The sequence below is a fragment of the Streptomyces sp. NPDC058796 genome, assembly GCF_042745235.1.
Lineage (GTDB): Bacteria > Actinomycetota > Actinomycetes > Streptomycetales > Streptomycetaceae > Streptomyces.
In genome coordinates this window covers 454,177-475,330 of sequence record NZ_JBHYOP010000005.1, presented here as the reverse complement: position 1 = coordinate 475,330, position 21,154 = coordinate 454,177, and the positions used below count along the sequence as shown (strand labels likewise).

At 76.2% G+C, this 21,154-nt stretch carries 6 protein-coding genes; all 6 read left to right on the top strand.

The genetic code is table 11. From position 1 onward, the window contains the following. The first annotated feature begins 26 nt into the window (after nt 1–26). The 6 genes from ACFW47_RS16255 to ACFW47_RS16230 are packed head-to-tail and all read left to right on the top strand — an operon-like array spanning nt 27 to nt 21,001. A complete protein-coding gene (locus ACFW47_RS16255) occupies nt 27–6,335 on the top strand; it encodes an SDR family NAD(P)-dependent oxidoreductase (protein WP_386306096.1) in 6,309 nt (2,102 codons plus the stop codon). 60 nt (nt 6,336–6,395) lie between these two features. After that, the gene (locus ACFW47_RS16250; protein ID WP_386306095.1) at nt 6,396–15,755 is read left to right on the top strand and encodes an SDR family NAD(P)-dependent oxidoreductase; all 9,360 of its coding nucleotides are present in this window, start codon (nt 6,396–6,398) and stop codon (nt 15,753–15,755) included. 3 nt (nt 15,756–15,758) lie between these two features. After that, nucleotides 15,759–18,236, top strand: coding sequence for a beta-ketoacyl synthase N-terminal-like domain-containing protein (locus tag ACFW47_RS16245; protein WP_386306094.1), 2,478 nt, complete (start codon nt 15,759–15,761; stop codon nt 18,234–18,236). After that, complete coding sequence (locus ACFW47_RS16240; protein ID WP_386306093.1) at nt 18,233–19,027, top strand: thioesterase II family protein; 795 nt, start codon at nt 18,233–18,235, stop codon at nt 19,025–19,027. The genes ACFW47_RS16245 and ACFW47_RS16240 overlap by 4 nt, the downstream gene beginning before the upstream one ends. A 59-nt stretch (nt 19,028–19,086) precedes the next feature. Then, nucleotides 19,087–19,656, top strand: a complete 570-nt coding sequence (locus ACFW47_RS16235) for a flavin reductase family protein (protein WP_386306092.1) — start codon at nt 19,087–19,089, stop codon at nt 19,654–19,656. 40 nt (nt 19,657–19,696) lie between these two features. Beyond that, nucleotides 19,697–21,001, top strand: a complete 1,305-nt coding sequence (locus tag ACFW47_RS16230; protein WP_386306091.1) for an AMP-binding protein — start codon at nt 19,697–19,699, stop codon at nt 20,999–21,001. The last annotated feature ends 153 nt before the right edge of the window (nt 21,002–21,154 follow it).

The following is a 21,154-nucleotide window of genomic DNA, read 5'->3' as shown; positions in this document are numbered from 1 at the left end:
TTCGCGTCCAACGGGGAAGGCGGGATATGAACGCGATGGATGCTCACGGCCATGGGGAACCGATCGCCGTTGTCGGCATGGCGGGCCGCTTCCCCGGCGCACCCGACGCCGACGCCCTGTGGTCCCTGCTGATCGAGGGCAAGGACGCCATCGGGCCGGTGCCCGAGGACCGCTGGGACACCACGGCCCCGCTCGACCCCGAGCGCGAGATCCAGGCCGTGGGCGGCTTCCTGGACGGAGTCGACCTGTTCGACGCGGAATTCTTCGGAGTGTCGCCCCGGGAGGCCGCCGCCATCGACCCCCAGCAGCGGCTGCTGCTGGAGGTCGCCTGGCGCGCCCTGGAGGACGCGGGGCAGCCGGCCGCGGCGCTCGCCGGCAGCAGGACGGGGGTGTACGTCGGAGCCTCCTGGCACGACTACGAACTGCTGCGCATGGCGCACGGAGCCCGCCCCACCCCGCACAGCCTCCCGGGCAACGCCCTGGACGTGATCGCCGCCCGCCTGTCGTACTTCCTCGGGCTGCGCGGCCCCAGCATGACCGTCGAGACGGGCTGCTCCTCCTCCCTCGTCGCCCTCCACCTCGCGGTGCAGGCACTGCGGCAGGGCGAGATAGACGCCGCCGTCGTCGGCGGCACCAACCTCATGCTCGACCCCCATGTCACCGTCGGACTCACCCACTTCGGGGCCCTGTCGCCCGACGGCCGGTGCGCCACCTTCTCCGCGCGCGCCAACGGATTCGTGCGCGGCGAGTGCGTGGCCGCGCTCCACCTCAAGACACTCGGCCGGGCCCTGGCCGACGGCGACCGCATCCACGGGCTCGTCCTGCGCACCGTCGTCAACAACGACGGCGGCGGCGACAGCCTGGTCACCCCCAGCCTCGACGGCCAGATCGACCTGCTCGACCGCGCCTACGGCGACGGCATCGTGCCGGCCGGCGCACTCTCCTACATCGAGGCGCACGGCACCGGCACCGGACGCGGCGACCCCATCGAGACCACGGCGATCGGCCGGGTCCTGGGCCGGGACCGCACCGGCGACCCGCTGCTGATCGGCTCGGTGAAGACCAACATCGGCCACCTGGAGGCCGGCGCAGGCCTCGCCGGGCTCTTCAAGCTGCTGCTCGCCCTGCGCCACCGGGCCGTGCCGCCGAGCCTGCACAGCGAGGAGCTCAACCCCGAGATCCCCTTCGGTGACCTGGGCCTGAGCGTCGTACGCGAACCGGTCGAGCTGCCCGCCGACGGCCCGCTCTACATGGGCGTCAACTCCTTCGGCTGGGGCGGGACCAACGCCCACACCGTCGTCACCGGCCCGCCGCCCGCCCAGCTGCCCGAGGAACCCCGGCCGGCCCGCCGTACCGGGCTGCCGCTGGTGGTGCCGCTCTCGGCCAAGCAGGCGCCGGCCCTCGCGCGACGCGCCGCCGAACTCGCCGACGCGCTCGCCGCGCCCGCGGACCACGCCCGCACCCCGGCGCACCCGCGCGACGACGACGCCCGGCTCCCGGCCGTCGCAGGCACCCTGGCCTGGCGCCGCGACCACTTCCCCGTACGGGCCGCGCTCCCCGCCTCACGGACCGGCGAACTGCAAGCCGCCCTGGAAGCCGTCGCGGCCGCCTCCGACCCGGAGCAGGAGATAGCGGGAGCCGTCACGGGACGGGCCGTCCCGCGCGGCCGGACCGTGTTCGTCTTCCCCGGGCAGGGCTCCCAGTGGAGCGGCATGGGCCGCGACCTGTACCGGCACAGCCCGCACTTCGCCGACGTCATCGGCCGCTGCGCGAACGCCCTGCGGCCGCACGTCGACTGGGACCTGCGCGCCATCTTCGCCGGCGAGGCCGACGACACCTGGATGACCCGCATCGACATGCTCCAGCCGACCCTGTGGGCGATGTCCCTCGGCCTGGCCGAGCTGTGGCGGGCCTCGGGCGTCGAACCGGACGTCGTCCTCGGCCACAGCCAGGGCGAGATCACCGCGGCCACCCTCGCCGGAATCCTGTCGTACGAGGACGCGGCCCTGGTCATGGCCCGGCGCAGCGCCATCGCCCGCAAGACCTCCGGGCGCGGGCGGATGCTCGCCGTCGACCTGGACCGCGACGCGGCCCTGGAGGCCCTGGCGGGCTTCGAGGACACCGTCGCGCTGGCCGTGCACAACGGCCCCCGCTCCTGCGTGCTCTCCGGCGACGAGCAGGACGTGCTGGATCTGAAGGAACTGCTGGAGGCCGAGGACGTCTACTGCCGACTGGTCAACGTCGACTACGCCTCGCACAGCCCCCAGATGGATCCGCTGCGCGACGACCTGCTCACCGCGCTCGCCCCCGCCCGGCCCCGCGCCGGATCCATCCCGCTGATGTCCACGGTCCGCGTGGCGCCGGTCGACGGCCCCGAGATGGACGCCGCCTACTGGACGGAGAACCTGCGCCGGCCGGTCCTGTTCGCCGACGCCATGAGCAGGCTGTTCGACGAGGGCGTCACCCACGTCGTCGAGATCAGCCCGCACCCCGTCCTGGCCCCGGCGGTCGAACAGCTCGCCGCGGCCCGGCCCGAACCCCCGGTCGTCCTGCCCACGCTCCGCCGCCACCACGGCACCCCCGACGACATGGCCCGCGCCCTGGCCCGCGCCTACGTCACCGGGCTCGAACCCTTCGGCGAACTGCCCCGCCACCACACCACCACCGTGCCCGGCTATCCGCTGCGCCCCGACCGCCACTGGATCCCGCCGCGCACCGGCCGCAGCGGCGCCGCCCCCGGCTTCGCACCGCAGCTCACCCCGGCCCCCGGCGAACGCGGCAGCTGGACGGGCCAGGTCGAGCTGTCCGTCACCGACCTGCCCTGGCTCGCCGACCACGAGGTGTACGGCACGGCCGTGCTGCCCGGCGCCGCGATGCTGACGCTGGCCGTCAACGCCGTACTGGCCCGGACCGGCAGCACACCCGCCCGCCTGCACGACATCGCCTTCCGCAAGGAGATCGCGCTCACCGGGAACGGCACCCGGCTGACCGCCGAGTGGCGCGACTACGGCAGCGGCCCGGCCGCCGCCCGGACCGGCACCTTCCGGCTGCTGGCGCTGCCCGAGGGCGCCACCGACTGGGAGACCAGCATGACCGCCCAGGCCGACGCCACGGCGGAGCGCCGCGCCACGGCACCGGCCGCCCCGCCGTTCCCCGACTGGCACACCGGCACCGACCCGGTGCCCGCCGACACCTTCTACCGCGCCTGCGCCGAGCGCGGCCTCGACTACGGGCCCGCCTTCCAGGGCGTACGGCGGCTGTACACCCACCCGTCCGGGCGGCAGACCCTCGGCGAGGTCGTCCTGGACGACCGGCTGCACGCCGGCAACCGGCCCCATGTCCTGCACCCCGCCCTGTGGGACGGCGCCCTGCAGGTGTCCCTCCCGCTGCACGACGGTCCGCGCGCCGTGGTGCCCACCGGGGTGCGCCAGGTGTGGCTGCCGGCCACACCCGAGGAACCGGTCACCACCGTGTGGTCGCACGCGGTGCGCCGCGACGACGGGCTGGTCGACCTGTGCCTCTACGACGCCGGCCGGCGGCCGCTCGCGCTGATGGAAGGGCTCGAACTCCGGCAGCTGCCCGGGGCCGCCGGCACCGGCCCCGACGACGCCCGCCTGCACCATCTCGCCTGGACGGACATCACCGCTCCGGACCAGGCCGGACAGGCCGCGGAAACCGCGGACGCCGGGCACTGGCTGGTGTGCGGCCCGGGCGGGCGCCGGACCGAGGCACTCGTGGCGGCCCTTACCGCGGCCGGGGCCCGGCCGGAGCACCACGACACCGGCGGCTGGGACGAACCCGCCGCCGTGACCCCCGCGTTGGACGGCACCGCGGCGCCGGACGGCGTGCTTTTCCTCGCCCCGCCCGCGGACACCCCAGACGCCGCGCGGCGCGGCCTGCTCGCCCTCTCCCACCTCGCGCGGGCCTGCGCCGACCTCGGCACGACACCCCGCCTGTGCGTGCTGACCCGGCTCGCCCAGGCCGCGACCGCCGACGACCTGCCCGACTCCGACGCCGCCCTCTACTGGGGCTTCACCCGGACCCTGCGCCGCGAGCACGGCGAACTCGAGCCCCGGCTCGTCGACGTCGACGACTCCGACCCCGACTGGGCCACGGCCTGCGCCGGGCTCCTGTTGCACGGGCCCGGCACCGAGGACCAGCTGGCGCTGCGCCGGGGACGGCTGTTCGCGGCCCGCCTGACCCGCGGCCTGCCGGCCGAGGAGGCGGGCGGCACCCTGCCCGTGCCGCGCACCCCGCGCCAGCCGTTCCGCGTGGCGCGCGCGTCCCGGCCCGGACGCGCCGGGGACGTGCGCTGCATACCGCTGACCCGCAGGGACCCCGGACCCGGCGAGATCGAGATCGAGGTCGCCGCCGGTGCCCTCGCCGACCCCGAACTGGCCGGGCCCGACCGGCTTGCGGCCGAGTGCGCCGGACGCGTCACCGCCGTAGGACCCGGGGTGAGCGGACTGTCGGTGGGAGACCGGGTGGCGGCCTGTGCGCCGGACGCGCTCGCCAGCCACGTCACGGTGCGCGCCGACCACGCGCGGCCCGTCCCGGACGACCTCGACGACGCGCGGGCGGCCACCCTGCCAGTGACCATGGCGGCCGCCTGGTACGCGCTGCACGACCTCGCCCATGTCGAGCCCGAGGACACCGTGCTGATCCACGCCGCGGCCGGCGGCATCGGCCACGCCGCGCTCGGGATCGCCCGCGCCCTCGGGGCCCGCGTGCTCGTCACCGCGGACAGCGAGGCCGGACGCCGGCTGCTGCGCGACCGCGGACTGACCGACGTGTTCGACTGCGCCGACCCGTCCTGGGCGTCCGAGGTCCGTGCCGCGACCGCCGGGCGGGGCGTCGACCTCGTCCTCAACACCCTCCCCGGGGACGCCGTCACCCTCGGCCTGGGCGTACTCGCCGAGGGCGGCCGGTTCGTCCACGTCGGCCGGGCCGACGCACAGGCCGGACGCCGCCTCGGCCTGGAGGCGCTCGGCCGCGGCGTGAGCCTGCTCGCCGTCGAGCCGCTCGACCTGCCCCGAAGCCGGCCCGAACGGTTCGCGCGCGCCCTCCGCGCCGTGTGGGAGCTCGTCATCGCCGACAAACTCGAGGCCCAAGAGGTCCAGGGCATGCCATTCGCCGCGGCCGGCGAGGCCCTGCGCCTGCTCACCGACGGGGACCGCACCGGCCGGATCTGCCTGACCGACCCGCACACCGTGCACCAGGTCGCCGCCGAACCGCTGCCCGGAGGCCGGCTGCGGCCGGACGGCACCTACCTCGTCACCGGCGGCCTGGGCGCCCTCGGCCTGTCCCTGGCCGAGTACTTCGCCGAGCACGGCGCCCGCACCCTGGTGCTCCTCGGACGCTCCGGGCCGCGCCCCGAGGCCGAACCGAGGCTCGCCGCGCTGCGCGAGCGGGGCGTCACGGTGCACACGCCCGCCTGCGACGTCAGCGACGCCGCCGCCCTGCACGCCGCCCTGGACGCCGTACGCGCCGAACTGCCGCCGCTGCGCGGCGTCGTGCACGCAGCCGGTCTGCTCGCCGACGCCACGGTGCGCAACCTCACCGGGCAGCAGCTCGCCGCCGTCCTGGCGCCCAAGACGACCGGCGCCCGCCTGCTGGACGCCGCGACCGAGCAGGACCCGCTCGACTTCTTCGTCCTGTTCTCCTCGGCCGCCGCGCTCGTCGGCAACGCCGGACAGGCCGCGTACGCCGCGGCCAACGCCGGTCTGGACGCGCTTGCCGAGTCCCGCAGGCGGCGCGGACTGCCCGCGCTGAGCGTCCAGTGGGGCCCGTTCAGCGACGTCGGACTGGCCGCCACCGACGAACGCCGCGGCGCCCGGCTCGAAGAGCGGGGCATGGGCGGCTTCCCCACCCACGAGGCGTGGCAGGCGCTGCTGCGCCTGCTGGAACGCGACACGCCCGTCGCCGGATACGTGCCGATCAACGCCCGCCAGTGGTTCGACGCCTACCCCGACACCGCGGCGCTCGGCAGCTGGCAGCGGCTGCGCGCGGCCGCCGAGGACGCGGGCGCGGCGCAGGGCGGCGAATTCCTCGCCCGGCTGCTCGACACCCCGGCCGAGGAGCGCGCGGAGCTGGTCGAGGGCAGGGTGCGCGAACTGTCCGGACGCGTGCTCAGGCTCGACGCCGCACGCATCGACCGCGACACCCCGTTCAAGGCCCTGGGACTGGACTCGCTGATGAGCCTGGAACTGCGCAACCGGCTGGAGGCGGTGTTCGGCCTGCGGCTGTCGCCGACCGTGCTGTGGGCCTACGGCAGCCCGAAGGCGCTCTCCGCATACCTGTGCGAACAGCTCGCCCCCGCGCCGGACGGCACCTGACCGCACCACGCCGACCGCATCCCCGTACCCGCCATCCCCGGAACGCGAGGACCCCTGTACATGGAACAGACCAGCACCAGCCAGCAGGAAGGGCAGGAAGGGACGACCGCGCCCGCGGCGAGGAACACCCGGCTCAGCCGTGCCATGGACACCATCCGCGCCCTGCGGCAGCAACTCGCCGAGGCGCGCGGCGACCAGCCGATCGCCGTGATCGGCGTCGGCCTCCGGCTGCCCGGCGGCATCGACACGCTGGACGCCTACTGGGACGCGCTGGCCGCCGGCCGCGACCTGGTCCGCACCCTGCCCGAAGAACGCAAGGGCCCCTTCCGGGACGCCTGGCGGGGATTGCCCCAGCGCGGCGGCTTCCTGGACGAGGTACTCGACTTCGACGCCGCGTTCTTCGGCATCAGCCCCCGCGAGGCACGCCACCTCGACCCACAGCACCGCCTGCTGCTCGAAGTGGCCTGGGAGGCACTGGAGAACGCGGCCCTGCCCGCCGCCGGCCTCGGCACCGCCCGCACCGGGCTGTACCTGGGCATCATGTGGCAGGACTACCGCGACTGGCTGGCCGGCGAACCCGACGCGTACTGGACGACCGGCAACGGCCACAACTTCGCCGCCGGCCGCATCGCCTACGCACTCGGCCTGACCGGACCCACCCTCGCGGTCGACACCGCCTGCTCCTCGTCCCTGGTCGCCGTGCACCTCGCGGCCCAGGCGCTGCGCCGCGACGAGTGCGACGTCGCCTTCGCCGCGGGCGCCAACCTCATCATGTCCCCCCGGTCGATGCGGCTGGTCCAGGAGACCCGGTCGCTGGCACCCGACGGCCTGTGCAAGACCTTCGACGCCCGCGCCAACGGCTTCACCCGCGGTGAAGGGGTCGGCGTCGTCGTGCTCAAACGGCTCGACCGGGCCCTGGCGGACGGCGACCGCATCCACGGCGTCATCCGCGGCACCGCCGTCAACCAGGACGGACGCTCCGGTGGCTTCACCGCCCCCAACGTCCTGTCCCAGGCCGCGCTCATCGAGACCGCGCTCGCCGAGGCCGGCCTGGAGCCCGCCGACATCGGCTACGTGGAAGCCCACGGCACCGGCACCGCGCTCGGCGACCCCATCGAGATGGAGGCGCTGGCCACCGTCCTCGGCCGGCGCAACGGTGACGCCCCGCTGCCGGTCGGCGCCGTCAAGACCAACGTCGGGCACCTGGAGGGCGCGGCCGGCGTCGCCGGCCTGATCAAGGCGATGCTGTGCGTACGGCACCGCAAGATCCCGCCCGTGGTGCACTTCCGCACCCTCAACCCCCGCATCGACCTGTCCGGCACCCGCATCCTGGTCCCCACCGAGCTGCAGGACTGGGACCCGGCCGGCGGCCGCTGGGCCGGGGTGAGCTCCTTCGGCATGAGCGGCACCAACGCGCACGTCATCCTCGGCCTGCCGGACGAGGTCCGGCGGGAGGCGAGGAACAGCGACGGATCCGCCGCCCGCGCCGAGGGCTTCGAGATCTCGGCCAGGAGCCCGCAGGCGCTGCGGGAACTGGCCGCGCGCCACGCCGACGCCCTCGACCGCCTCGACACCGACCGCTACCCGGCGTTCTGCTACACCGTCAGCCGGGGCCGGGACCGGCACGAGACCGGGGCGCGCGTGCGGGCCGCCGATCCGCGCGCGGCCCGCGCGGCGCTGCGCGCCCTGGCCTCCGGCGTCCCCGCACCCGAGGTGACGGTGTGGGACGGCCCGGACGGGGCCCCGGCAGCGGAGGCCGGGCCCGCCGACGCGCTGCCCCGCGAGGTCGTCGACCTGCCGTCGTATCCGTGGCAGCGGGTGCGGTTCGCGCCGGAGACGCTGCCCGACGCCCCGCCGCCCGGCACGGCCGCGGCCACCGCCGACGGGGCGGCGCGGGGTGCCGGGGCCGGGCCGGACGCCGTCGGCCAGGCCCCGGACGGCCAGGCCCATGTCCCCACCGCGGGCCCCGCCCTGCCGGTCGACCACGAGATCGTCTGGGAGCAGCTGCCGGCACCCGCGGTACGCGCCGACGGCCCCCTCGTCCTGGCGGGCGACGACGTCGCGCTGCTGGCCCGGCTGTGCGCGCAGGCCGCCGCCCTGGGGCTGCGCGGCACCGTGCTCACCCCGGAGCCGCCGACCCCGTCGCCCGACGGCTGGTCCACCGCCGCCCTGCCCGCCGACTCCGCGGCCTGGGACCGCTTCTGGGCCGGACAGGACACCGCCGAACCCGCCACCGTGCTGCTGGCGTTCGCCGCCGGACCGCTGCCCGCGACCCTGGACGCCGCCCTGGCCGGAGGGCGCGATCCGGCCGCCGAGGGCGCCTCGCTGTGCACCGCCGTCTGCCGGGCCGTGGCCGCGCTGCCGACGGCGGGCCGCCCGGGCAGCCGGGCCTTCGCCCTCACCCGTGCCGCCCGCCGCACCGCCGAGGACGACCCTGTCGCCCCCACCGTGCACGGCGCCCTGCACGGCCTGGCCGCCGTGCTCGGCCTGGAACTCGGCACCGCCTGGGGCGGAGTCGTCGACCTGCCGGACCAGGCCTCGCCCGCGGACCTCCGGACGCTCCTGGCCTTCTGCACGGCGCAGCGGCACGCCGCCACCGACTCCACCGCCACCGTCGAGGACAGCGCCGCCGTGCGCAACGCGACGGTCAGGGTGGCTCGGCTCCGACCCGCGCCGCGGCCGGGCGGCGGGACGACCGTACGGGCCGACGGCACCTATCTCGTCACCGGCGGCCTCGGCGCCGTCGGCCGCGAGCTGAGCGCCGAACTCGTGGCGCGCGGCGCCCGCCATCTGATGATCGTGGGACGCCGGCCGCATGCCGAACTCGGCACCGCGGCGCTGGCCGCGCTCGACGCGCTGCGCGCGGCCGGCGCGGAGGTCGTTTACCGGGGCGGCGGCTGCGAGACCTCCGAGGCAGTGACCGCGCTCACCGCCGCGCTGGCGGACCTGCCGCCCGTCCGGGGCGTCCTGCACCTGGCCGGCACGGTGGAGCGCGCCCCGGCCGCCGAGGCGGGACAGGAGCGGTTCGCCGCCGCGCTCGCCGCCAAGCCCGCCGCCGCGTGGTGGCTCCACCTGGCCGCCGCCGACTGGCCGCTGGACTTCTTCGTCCTGGCCTCGTCGGTCTCCGCGCTCTGGGGCACCGACGGGCACGCGGCCTACTCCGCGGCCAACGGCGCGCTCGACACCGTCGCCGCCCACCGCCGCGGCCTCGGCCTGCCCGCGGTGAGCCTGGCGTACGGCCCCTGGGCCCTGGAGGGGGAGGGGATGGCCGACGACGCCTCCCGCGCCCGCTTCAGCCGCCTGGGCGTCCGGGCCCTGGACGCGCGGACCGGGCGTGCGGCCCTGACCGCGCACGTCTCCTCGCCCGCGGGGCACGTCGTGGCCTGCCCGCTGGACACCTCCCGCCTGGCCCAGGTGATGGCGGGGGTGCGCCGCCGTGGGCTGTTCACCGGTGCCGCCGACGCGGCCGCCGCGCCGGGCCCCACGACCGCCGGGCCGGCCGCCGTCGAGCCGTCCGTGGCCGGGGAGTTGAGCCGGCTGCCGGAGCGGGCCCGGCCCGCCGCTGCGCGCGCCCATGTCCGGCGCGTCGTCGCCGACCTGCTCGGGCACGACGACGCCGGGGCGGTCCGCGAGGACGCCGGGTTCCTGAGCCTGGGCCTCGACTCGATCATGGCGGTCGACCTCGCGGCCCGGCTGACGTCCGCCTTCGGCGTGACGGTCCAGTCGGCCGACGTCTTCGACCATCCCACGGTCGCGGAACTGGCCGCCGTCCTGCTGACCAGGCCCTCCGCACACCCCGCACCGGCCGCCACGACACCGGCACCCGCACCGCAGCCGGGCCCGGCCGAGGCCGCGTCGCAGGGTGCCCCCGCGTCCGCGTCCCCGGCCGACGCCGCGTCGTACGACGTCCCCGCGTCCCCGGCCGACGCCGCGTCGTACGCCGACCCCGCGTCCCCGGCCGAGCCGGTGTCCTTCCCGGCCGGCGCCTCGGGGCCGGACGCGACCGCGACACCCCCCGCCGCCGTCCACGAGCCGATCGCGATCGTCGGGCTCGCCGGACGGTTCCCGCAGGCGGACACCGTGGAGGAGCTGTGGGACCTGCTCATCTCCGGCCGCGACGGCGTCGGTCCCGTCCCCGAGGACCGCTGGGACACCACCGCGTTCCACGGTGCCGACGGCACCGCGCGCATCACCACGGACCAGGGCGGCTTCCTGCGCGACATCGCCTCGTTCGACGCCTCCTTCTTCGGCATCCCGGCCCGCGAGGCCGACCACCTCGACCCGCAGCAGCGGCTGCTGCTGGAGACGGCGTGGCACGCCCTGGAGGACAGCGGCACCGACCCGCACGCGCTGCGCAACTCCCGTACCGGCGTCTTCGTCGGCATCAGCTCCACCGACTACGCGCACCTCCTCGCCCAGGCGGGCCCCGACGGCATCGACGCCTACTACGGCACCGGCACGGCACTGAACGCCGCCGCCGGACGCCTCGCCTACACCCTGGGCCTGACCGGCCCCGCCGTGGCCGTGGACACCGCCTGCTCCTCGTCACTGGTGGCCGTGCACCTCGCGGTGCGGTCGCTGCGCAGCGGGGAGAGCGACACGGTGCTCGCGGGCGGCGTCAACGTCCTGCTGGATCCCTCCTCGTCGATCGCCGTGAGCCGGGCACACATGCTCTCGCCCGACGGCAGGTGCCGTACCTTCTCCGCCGACGCCAACGGGTTCGTCCGCGCCGAGGGCTGCGGTGTGCTGGTGCTGAAGCGGCTCAGCGACGCGCGGCGCGACGGGGACCGCGTGCACGCCGTCATCCGGGGGTCCGCCGTCAACCAGGACGGCGCCTCCTCCGGGCTGACGGCGCCCAGCGGCCGGGCCCAGGCGGCGATGCTGCAGGACGCGCTGCGTGACGCCGGCGTCGCGGGCCACGAGGTGTCCTACCTGGAGGCGCACGGCACCGGCACCGTGCTCGGCGACCCGGTCGAACTCGGTGCCGCCTGGCGGGTGCTGGGCCCCGGCAGGCGCCCCGGCGAGCCGCTGCTCGTCGGCGCGGTCAAGAGCAACATCGGCCACTGCGAGTCGGCGGCCGGCATGGCCGGGATCATCAAGACCGTGCTGGCGCTGCGCCACGGCACCGTCCCGGCCAACCTGCACTACACCGAGCCCAACCCGCACGTGGCCTGGGCCGACATGAACATCCGGGTGGCGGACGCGCCGGTCCGCTGGCGGCGCGGCGACACACCACGGATCGCCGGTGTGTCCGGCTTCGGCTTCACCGGCACCAACGCCCATGCGGTGCTCGCCGATCCGCCCCCGGACCCGCGTCCCCCGGCCGCCGGCTCCAGACCCGCCGACACCTGCCTCGTCCCGCTGTCGGCCCCGGACGCCGCGGGGCTGGAACGGCTCTGCGCGGCCTGGGAGCAGCGGCTGGCCGGTGCCGCCGAGGACGAACTGGCCTCGCTCGCCGCCGTGTCCGGGCGGGGCCGCGCCCACCACGCGCACCGCCGCGCCCTGCTCGGCCGGACCCGCGAGGAACTGCTGGCCGGCCTGACCGAACCGGCGTCCGGCCCCGCCTCGGCGCCGCCGCGCATCGCCTTCCTCTTCGCCGGACAGGGCAGCCAGTTCTTCGGCATGGGCCGGGAGCTGTACGAGACGCAGCCCGTCTTCCGGGAGATGTTCGACCGCTGCGACCGGGTCCTGGCCCCCGCCCTGGGCGCCTCCCTGGCCGACCTGGTCTTCCGCGGGGACGACCGGGACGCCGTGCACGAGACCCGCGTCACCCAGCCGGCCCTGGTCACCCTCGAGGTCTGTCTGGCCGCGCTGTGGCAGTCGTGGGGCGTCGAACCCGCCGTCGTCATGGGGCACAGCGTCGGTGAGATCGCCGCCGCGCTGCACGCCGGGGTGATGGACCTGGAGGCCGGCCTCACGCTCGTCGCCGAACGGGCCCGGCTGATGCAGGGCACCGAGCGGGGCGCGATGCTCTCCGTCGTCGCGCCGGAGGACGCCGTCACCGAGTGGATCACCGGCCGGGCCCTCGACATCGCCGCCGTCAACGGGCCGGAGGCCACCGTCGTCGCGGGCGCCCCCGAGGAGGTCGACGCGCTCGCCGCCCTCCTTGCCGAGCGGAAGGTGCGGCACCGCCGGCTGACCGTCTCACACGCCTTCCACTCCCGGCTGCTCGACCCGGTCCTCGACGAGTTCGCCGGCACCGCCGCCGCCCTGCGGTTCCACGCCCCGCAGATTCCGGTCGTCTCCAACCTCACCGGCCGGCCGGCCCAGCCGGACACCTACGACGCCGACTACTGGCGGCGGCACGCCCGGCACGCGGTGCGGTTCCACGACGGCGCCCGGCGGCTGGCCGACCTCGGCGTCGACCTGTGCCTGGAGATCGGGCCCGACCGCACCCTCGTCAACCTGGTCCGGGCCGCTGGACTCGAGCCGGCCGGCGGGGTCGCCACGTCCCTGCGCCGGGGCACCGGCGACCGGGCCGCGCTGCTGGCCGCGGCACGCCGGCTCTACCTGCTCGGCCAGGACCTCGACTGGCGGCAGGTGCCGACGGCGCATCCCGTGCCGCGTGCCGACGCGCCCCGCTACCCCTTCGCCCGGGAACGGCACTGGGCCCCCGACCACGCGCGCCCGCGCACCGCCCCCGTCGCCCTCGCGGCGGTACACGACGCGCCCGCCTGGGGCACACCACTGCACTCCCCGGCCCTGCGCGGCCGCGTGTTCGTCACGGAACGCAGCACCGAGTTCCCCGCCCACCTCACCGACCACCGGCTCTTCGGCACCGTCTCCGTCCCGGGCGCCTCCCAGACCGCCACCGTGCTGTCCGCGCTCGGCCGGGGCGGACGCCCCGTCGCCCTGGCGGACCTGCACTTCCCGCGCGCCTTGGTGCTGCGGGAGGGCGAGCGGTACGAGGTGCAGATCATCGAGTCCGAACAGGACCACGGCACCCGCACCGTCACCGTGCAGAGCCTCCTCGACCCGGAGCGCGGCACCTGGCAGGAGCACCTCGCCGCCCGGGTCGTGGACGACACCGGCGCAACCGCTCAGCCGGCGCCGCCCGACCCGGACGCCTTCGTCGCCGCGAGCGAACACCACCTGACCGGTGCGGACTTCTACCGGCATCTGCGCGCGCTCGGCTACCACCTCGGCCCGTCCTTCCGCTGGATCGGCGACATCTGGCTGCGCGGTGACGAGGCACTCGTCCGCTTCCGCGAGCCGCTGGAGATGAACGAGAGCCCGGACGGCTACGAGATCCACCCCGGCCTGCTCGACTCGTGCCTGCAGAGCACGGTCGCCTTCGCGGTGGCCGCGGCCGGCGCGGCGGACCCGGCGGAGGCGACGGCGCTGGCGGTGCCCTTCGCGGCCGCCCGGGTGTCCTTCCCGGGCCGTCCGGCCCGGCACGGGGGACTGTGGGGGCACGTGCGTGCCCAGGTCGCCGACGCGGCCTCGCCCGGCGACTTCGCCCGGGTGCGCTCGGCCGACCTGCGCCTGTTCGACGACGGCGGCGCCACCGTGCTGGCGGTCGACGACTTCCGCTTCCGCAGCGCGCCGCGCGCACTGCTCGAGGCGTCCCTGCGCGAAGGCGTGCCGCACGCCCACGAACTGGCCTGGACCGAGCTGCCCGAGGCGGCAGCGGCCCATGACCGGACGCCACAGCAGCGGCACCTGGTCCTCGTCGGGCCGGAGGGCGACCTGACCGCCGCCGTCCGCAAGGCCTGCGAGGCATTCGGCCACCGCGTCACCGAGGCGGGCGCCGGCGACCCGGTCCCGGCCGAGGCCGACCTGGTCGTCGACACCCGGTTCTCCGCCGCGCCGGCCGGCCCCGCGCACGAGGACGCGCTCACCGCCGTACTCACCCTCACCGACACCCTCAGGCCGACCGCCCCGCACGTCCCCTACGCGGTGCTGTGTCCCACCGGCCCGGCCGCCGCCCCGCGGCGCGAGGCCCTGTGGGGACTGGTCGCCGCGCTGGAGGCCGAACAGCCGCAGCGGCGGCTGCTGCGGATCGAGCTCGACCGGGACTGGGCCGCCGACACCCTGGTGCACACCCTGACCCGGGCCCTGGCCGAGGACCGGCCCGGCCACCGCTTCCGGCTCACGGGCGGCCACGTGCGCACCGCGCGCCTCGTGCCGTACACCGGCACAGGCATCGGCACCGGTCTGCCCGGCGGGTCCCGCCGGACGCGGGGCGCCGCGCTGATCACCGGCGGCCTCGGGGCGCTCGGCCTCAGCGCGGCCGAGTTCCTCGGCCGCGAAGGCATCGAGGACATCACCCTGATGGCCCGGTCCGAGCCGGACGACGTCGCCCGCGCGGCCATCGCCGACCTCACCGCCGGCGGCATCCGCGTCCGGGTGGTACGGGGCGATGTCACGCGAGGCGACGACTGCCGTCGCGCCGTCGCCGAGGCCGGCGCCGACCGGCCGTTGACCACCGTGCTGCACCTCGCGGGCAGCAACCAGGACGGCCCGTTCGAGGAGTTGACGCGCGCCTCCTTCGACGCGGTGTTCGCGGCGAAGGCCCAGGGGGCGGAGAACCTGGCGGCCGCCGTGCGCGGCCGGGACCTGGACGCCTTCGTGCTCTTCTCCTCCGCCTCCAGCGTCATCGGTGCCGCCGGCCAGAGCAACTACGCGGCCGCCAACGGCTTCCTGGCCGGGCTCGCCCAGGCGCTGCGCGCCCAGGCCATCCCCGCCGTCGGCGTCGACTGGGGCCCCTGGCGGCCGCGCCGCCGCGCCGGGCTGGCCGGCACCGAGACGGTCGCCCGGGCCGCGGAGCGGAGGGGCGTGCGGCTGCTGACGGACGAGCAGGCCGAACCGCTGCTGCGGCTGGCCCTCACGGACCGGCCCGAACGCTTGGTGGCCCTCGCGCTGGACCCCGCCCCCACCGGAGGGCAGTCCGCCGGACACCCCCTCGGGGCGCTGCTGCGGGACGGTCCCGGCCGCACCGCTCCCGGCGGCGCCACCGCGGCCCCCGCCGCGCCGCGCGGCTGGCTGCGCGACCTCCTCGCCGGCCTGGACCCCGACGAGCGGCATGACCGGATGTGCGCGAAGGTGCGCGAGGTCGTGGGCGAGACCCTCGGCGATCCGGCGGCCGTCGACGACGAACTCGGCTTCGGCGACCTGGGCCTGGACTCGATCATGGTGATCGATCTGCGCACCCGCCTGTCCCACGCGCTCGGCGTCGATCTGCCCGCCACCGTCGCCCTGGACCACCCCACCGTCGTCCGGATCTCCGACCACCTCCTGCACCGGCTGTTCCGGCAGGAGCCGGCCCCCGTGGACGACGCCCCACCACGGCCGCCCGCCGCGCCGGCCGCCGAGCCCGCACCGGCCGCCGAGCCCGCGCCGGACGCCGCCGACCCGGCGGACCTGTCGTTCGAGGAACTGATCGAAGCCGTGCGCAACGACGTCGCGGCCGAGAAGTGAGAGATGAGGACGGACACCATGGACCCCGCGGAGATACGGACGTTGATGGAGGAGCAGCTGCGGCTGTCCCGTCAACTGCGCGAGCGCATCAGGGAACTGGAGGAGGAAAAGCACGCGCCGCTGGCCGTCGTGGGCATGGGCCTGCGCCTGCCCGGGGGTCTCGACACACCGGAGTCGTACTGGGATTTCCTGCGCGGCGAGGGCATCGCGCTGTCCGGACTCCCGCCCGAGCGGCCCGGACTGCGCGCCGTCTACGACCCCACACCCGGCACACCCGGCCGCTCCTACGTCGACCGGGCCGGATTCCTGCGCGACATCGCCCACTTCGACGCCGCCTTCTTCGGCATCTCCCAGCGCGAGGCCAGGATGCTCGACCCGCAGCAGCGCCTGCTGCTGGAGACCGCGTGGGAGGCGCTGGAGCGGGCCGGGATCGCCGTGCGCAGGTCCGACCGGCTCGACGTCGGCGTCTACCTGGGGATGATGGCCTCCGAGTACAGCGAACGGCTGGAGGACCGGCTCGACACCAGCCGCATCGACCCCTATTACACCACCGGCGGCGGCCTGTGCTTCGGAGCCGGCCGGATCAGCTACGTCATGGGCTTCTCCGGCCCCGTCGTCAGTGTGGACACCGCCTGTTCCTCGTCCATGTCCGCGCTGCACCTCGCCGTGCAGGGACTGCGCCGGGGCGAGTGCCGCTACGCCCTGGTCTGCGGCTCCAACCTGCTGCTGTCGGCGAACCTCATGGTCTCGCTCTGCCAGACCCGCGCCCTGTCGCCCGACGGCCGCTCCAAGTCGTTCCTGGCCACCGCCGACGGATACGGCCGGGGCGAGGGCGTGGGTGCCGTCGCGCTGATGCGGCTCGCCGACGCCGAACGCGAGGGGCGGCCCGTCCTCGCGGTGGTGCGCGGCTCCGCGCTCAACCACGACGGCGCCGCCTCCGGGCTCACCGCGCCCAACGGCCCCGCCCAGCAGGAGGTCATCCGCGCCGCCCTGGCCGACGCCGGTGTCACCGCCGAGGAGATCGGCTGGGTCGAGGCGCACGGCACCGGCACCGTGCTCGGCGACCCCATCGAGATCGGCGCGCTGGACGCCGTGCTCGGCGAGGCGGTCCGCCGACGCGGTGTCCCGCTGGGCGTCGGCAGCGTCAAGTCCCGTATCGGGCACCTGGAGGCCGCCTCCGGTATCGCCGCCCTGATCAAGGCCGTACTGATGCTCCGGCACGGGGAGATCCCCGCCGCCGCCTCCGACAGCGACGGCGAGCTCAACCCGCACATCCCCTGGGACGACCTGTCGTTCACCGTGCCGCGCCGCAACCGGCTTTGGCCCGCGCAGCTGGCGCGCCGGATCGTGGGCATCAACTCCTTCGGCATGAGCGGCACCAACGCGCACGCCGTCCTGGAGGCCTACCGGCCGGCGGCCTCCACCGCACCGGCGGACGTGCCCCCGCGCCGGGAACTGCTCACCCTCTCGGCCCGGGACCCGCAGGCCCTGGCCGAACTCACGGCCCGGGTCGCGGACCGCCTCCGCAAGGCGGACCCGGCCGAACTCCCCTCGCTCTGCCACACCCTGCGCGTCGGCCGGGCCCCCTTCGCCCACCGCGTCGCGGTCACCGGCACCAGCCCCGAGCAGCTGGCCGACGCCCTCACCGAGGCCCTGGACGAGGCGCGCCGCGCGCCCGCCGGCACCGCCGTACGGTCGGTCACCCTGAGCGCCGGCAGCGGCGGGGACGACGGCCTGGCCGCCGCCGTCACCGCGCTCACCGGCGCCTTCCCCGGCCTGGCCCGGAGCGCACCGGACCCGGCCGAACCGCCCGCCCGGTGGCTGGCCGGGCTGCTGCGCGGCCTCGGCCTGCGCGTCGACATCACCACCCCCGAGCCGCACGACCGCCCCGCGGCCGGCGCCACCACCCCCGCCGTCCTGACCTGGCAGGCGCACGGGCGGACCCGTACCGCGCCGCTGGTGGCTGCGGAGCCGGGCCGCGCCCCCGGCCTGCTGCAGGACGCGCTCGCGGCGCTCTACCGGGACGGCGCCGACCCGCGCATGGACGGCCTGTGCCCGCCCGGCACCCGGCTCACCGGAGACCTGCCCACCTACCCCTTCCAGCGCCGCCGCCACTGGGTCGACGAACCCGACGCGGGCGCAGTCGGCGAACCCGGCACGACCACGGGCGGCGCGGCCCGCGCGCGGGTGCCCGTCCCGGCCTCCCGCACCAGGCAGGACATCGCGGCCTACCTGGAGGCCGAACTGAAGGACGCCCTGCAGGCCCCCCAGGACCAGTCCCTCGACCACGAGCAGTCGCTGCTCGACGCCGGCGGCGACTCCTTCATCTCCACCCTGTTCATCACCCGGGTCGAGGAGAACTTCGCCGTCGGCCTGAGCCCCGAGGACCTCCCCGTGGACCTGCCCATGGGCGAGCTGATCGGCAGGCTGGCCGACGACATCGCCGGTTCCGCCGGCACCGACCAGGAGGCATCCGCATGAACACCGGCCCCTTCGTGCGGCCCCGCCGCGTGACCGCCCCGCCCGTACGCCTGGTCGTGATCCCGCACGCCGGCGCCTCCGGAGTCGCCTACCACTCGCTCGGCCGCGGCCTCCCGGAGACCTGGGACCTGCTGTTGCTCGACCTGCCGGGCCGCGGCCGGCGCCACACCCGGCCCGCGCTGGAGAACATGGCCGACGTCGTCGCCCTGGTCACCGATGACGTCGCGGCCTGGGCCGACGGCACTCCGCTGGCCCTGTTCGGGCACAGCCTCGGCGGCGCGGTCGCCTTCGAGGTGGCCAGGGAGCTGGAGCGGCGGGGGCTGCCCCCGGTGTGGACCGGCGTGTCCGGCCGGGTGGCACCCGACCGCCGTGCCGCCCCCGGCCGGCTGCGCCCCGAACTGCCCGACGAGGAGCTGATGGCGGAACTCGCGGCGATGGGCGGGCTGCCGCAGCGGATCCACGAACTGCCCGACTTTCAGGACAGGTTCCTCGGCGTGCTCCGCAGCGACCTGCGCGTCCTTGCCGACTACCGGCCCGCCCCCGCCCGGCCGCCCCTGAACGGGCCGCTCACCGTGTTCGGCGGCACCGAGGACCCGCTCGCCCCGCCGTACGCCCTGGAGGGCTGGGCCCGGCTGACCCGCGGCGACCACCGCAGGATCCTGTGCCGGGGAGGCCACTTCCACTTCCTCGGCCCCGCCTTCGAGCCCTTCGCGCGGACGCTCGCCCAGGAGATCCAGCGCGCCCTGCGCGCGTCGGACCTCGCACGCGAGCCGGTCCCCGAGGCGGGATGAAGGCCCACACCGGCCTGGCACCGGCCCATCGGACGGACAACGAAGGGAAGAGGCACCTCATGCCCGACCGGACCGACACACCGCACACCGGAGGAACCCCCGGCACCGCACCCCCGCCGGTCGACATGCGGCCCCTCATGGCGGGGTTCCCCACCGGCGTCTCCATCGTCACCGCCACCGCGCCGGACGGACAGCCCTGGGGGATGACCTGCACCTCGCTGTGCAGCGTCTCCCTCGACCCGCCCACCCTCCTGGTCTGTCTGCGCCGGGGCAGCCCCACCCTCGACGCCATCACGGCCGGCGGCGCCTTCGCGCTGAACCTGCTGCACGACGCGGCACGGCAAACCGCCGAGCTGTTCGCCTCCGGGGACGCCGACCGGTTCCGGCGCGTGGTGTGGCAGGACGGCGTGGACCAGGCCGGACCGCATCTGACGGAGGCCGCCCACAGCATCGCCGACTGCGCGGTGGTGGACGCCTCCGACGTGGGCACGCACACGGTCGTCATGGGCCGGGTGCAACGGGTGCGCCGACTGCGCCCCCAAGAGCCCCTGCTGTACGGGATGCGGCGCTTCGCATCCTGGACGGAGGTGGCCGAGGACGGCCACCTGTTCTACGACTTCATTTCCTGAGGCACCGCACCGACGACGGCCGCGACGACGGGGGAGTGGCATGACCACGGATCAGCTGACACGCACGGGCGCGGCCCGCCCGCCGCGGCCTGCCGCGCGCCCCCTGGCCGCCGGCACACTCGACGGCCTGTTCACGGCCACGGCACGGCACCGCCCGGGCGCCGTCGCGGTCCACGAGGGACAGCAGCACCTCACCTACGCCCGCGCCGACGCCCGCTCGGCCCAGCTGGCGACGGCGCTGCTGCGCGAGGGCCTCCAGCTCGGAGACCCGGTGATCGTGCACTGCTCCGACCACCGCCAGTCCGTGGTGGCCCAGTTGGCCGTGCTCAAGGCGGGCGGGGTGTGCGTCCCCGTCGGCCGGGACGCCTCACCCCGGCAGCGGGAGGGCACAGCTCTGCTCAGCGGCGCCCACATGGTGCTGTGCAGCCTCGCGACCCGGGACCGCTGGCAGGGCCGCGGGCCGCGGCTCGTCCTGGACGCCCCCGCGCTGTGGCGGTGGGTCGGCGCGCTGCGCGCCGACCGCTCGCTGCCCCTGTCCGGACCCACCGACGCGGCCTACCTGCTGACCGCCGCCGAGGGGGACGGCGAGCCCGTGGGCCATCTGGTCGACCACCGGGCCTGGTGCCTCGCGCTGGCCGCGCGCACCGCGCAGGCCGGAAGCGCGCCACCGGCGGTATCCCTGGCGGAGAAGGCCACCGGCACCCGGACCCTGTCGGCCATGTGGTGGGCCTTCGCGGCCGGCAGCACCCTGTCCGCACGGCCGTCCGCGACGGCCCTGTTCGACGCCACCACCGGGCACGGTCCGGGGGCGATCGTGTGCGGCCCCGAGGAGTACGCGCGCGCCCTGGACCACCTCGGCCGCACGGAGTCCTACCACCGGCCCCGGATGACCCTGCTCGTCGGCGGGCCCTGCTCGGCCGGGCTCGCCGCCCGCCACCTGGAACTGCTGCCGAACACCCGGCTGCGCGCGGAGTTCGTCCCGGTCGACGGCGTACTGCCCTGGACCGTACGGGAGTTCACCCAGGAGTCTGTCGCCGAGCCCGAGGGAGCGGTGGGCGCGCCGCTGCCCGACGTGCGGCTGACGGTGATGGACGCGCTGGGGCGGCCCCTGGGCACCGGACGGACGGGCGAGATCTGCGCGACGGGCCGACCGCTGCCCTTCGACGTCATCGGCGGCCGGGGCCGCATCGTGCCCGGCGGCGACGGCGCGGCTCTGCTGCGATCGGGTCTGACCGGCCGATGGAGGCTCGACGGCACCCTGGAGATCACCCCCCGCACCTCCCGCGGCCGCCGCCACACCATCCTGCACCCACTCGACACGGTGGCCGCTCCGAACGCCCTGTGACTGGGGGCCCGGTCGGTGACCGAACGCCCTGTGACGGGACAGCGGTTCGCCGGAGTCGCCCGGGCGCTTGAAAGTGGATCAGGTCTCGCGTCCCGCATGAGGTCATCGGTGTGACCGGCGACAGCAGGATCGGCCGGGGCGTCATCGCTGCCT

Bases quoted from the DNA above. Each gene is read 5' to 3' on its own strand.
- ACFW47_RS16255 (WP_386306096.1), top strand. From the start codon at position 27: ATGAACGCGATGGATGCTCACGGCCATGGGGAACCGATCGCCGTTGTC.
- ACFW47_RS16250 (WP_386306095.1), top strand. From the start codon at position 6,396: ATGGAACAGACCAGCACCAGCCAGCAGGAAGGGCAGGAAGGGACGACC.
- ACFW47_RS16245 (WP_386306094.1), top strand. From the start codon at position 15,759: ATGAGGACGGACACCATGGACCCCGCGGAGATACGGACGTTGATGGAG.
- ACFW47_RS16240 (WP_386306093.1), top strand. From the start codon at position 18,233: ATGAACACCGGCCCCTTCGTGCGGCCCCGCCGCGTGACCGCCCCGCCC.
- ACFW47_RS16235 (WP_386306092.1), top strand. From the start codon at position 19,087: ATGCCCGACCGGACCGACACACCGCACACCGGAGGAACCCCCGGCACC.
- ACFW47_RS16230 (WP_386306091.1), top strand. From the start codon at position 19,697: ATGACCACGGATCAGCTGACACGCACGGGCGCGGCCCGCCCGCCGCGG.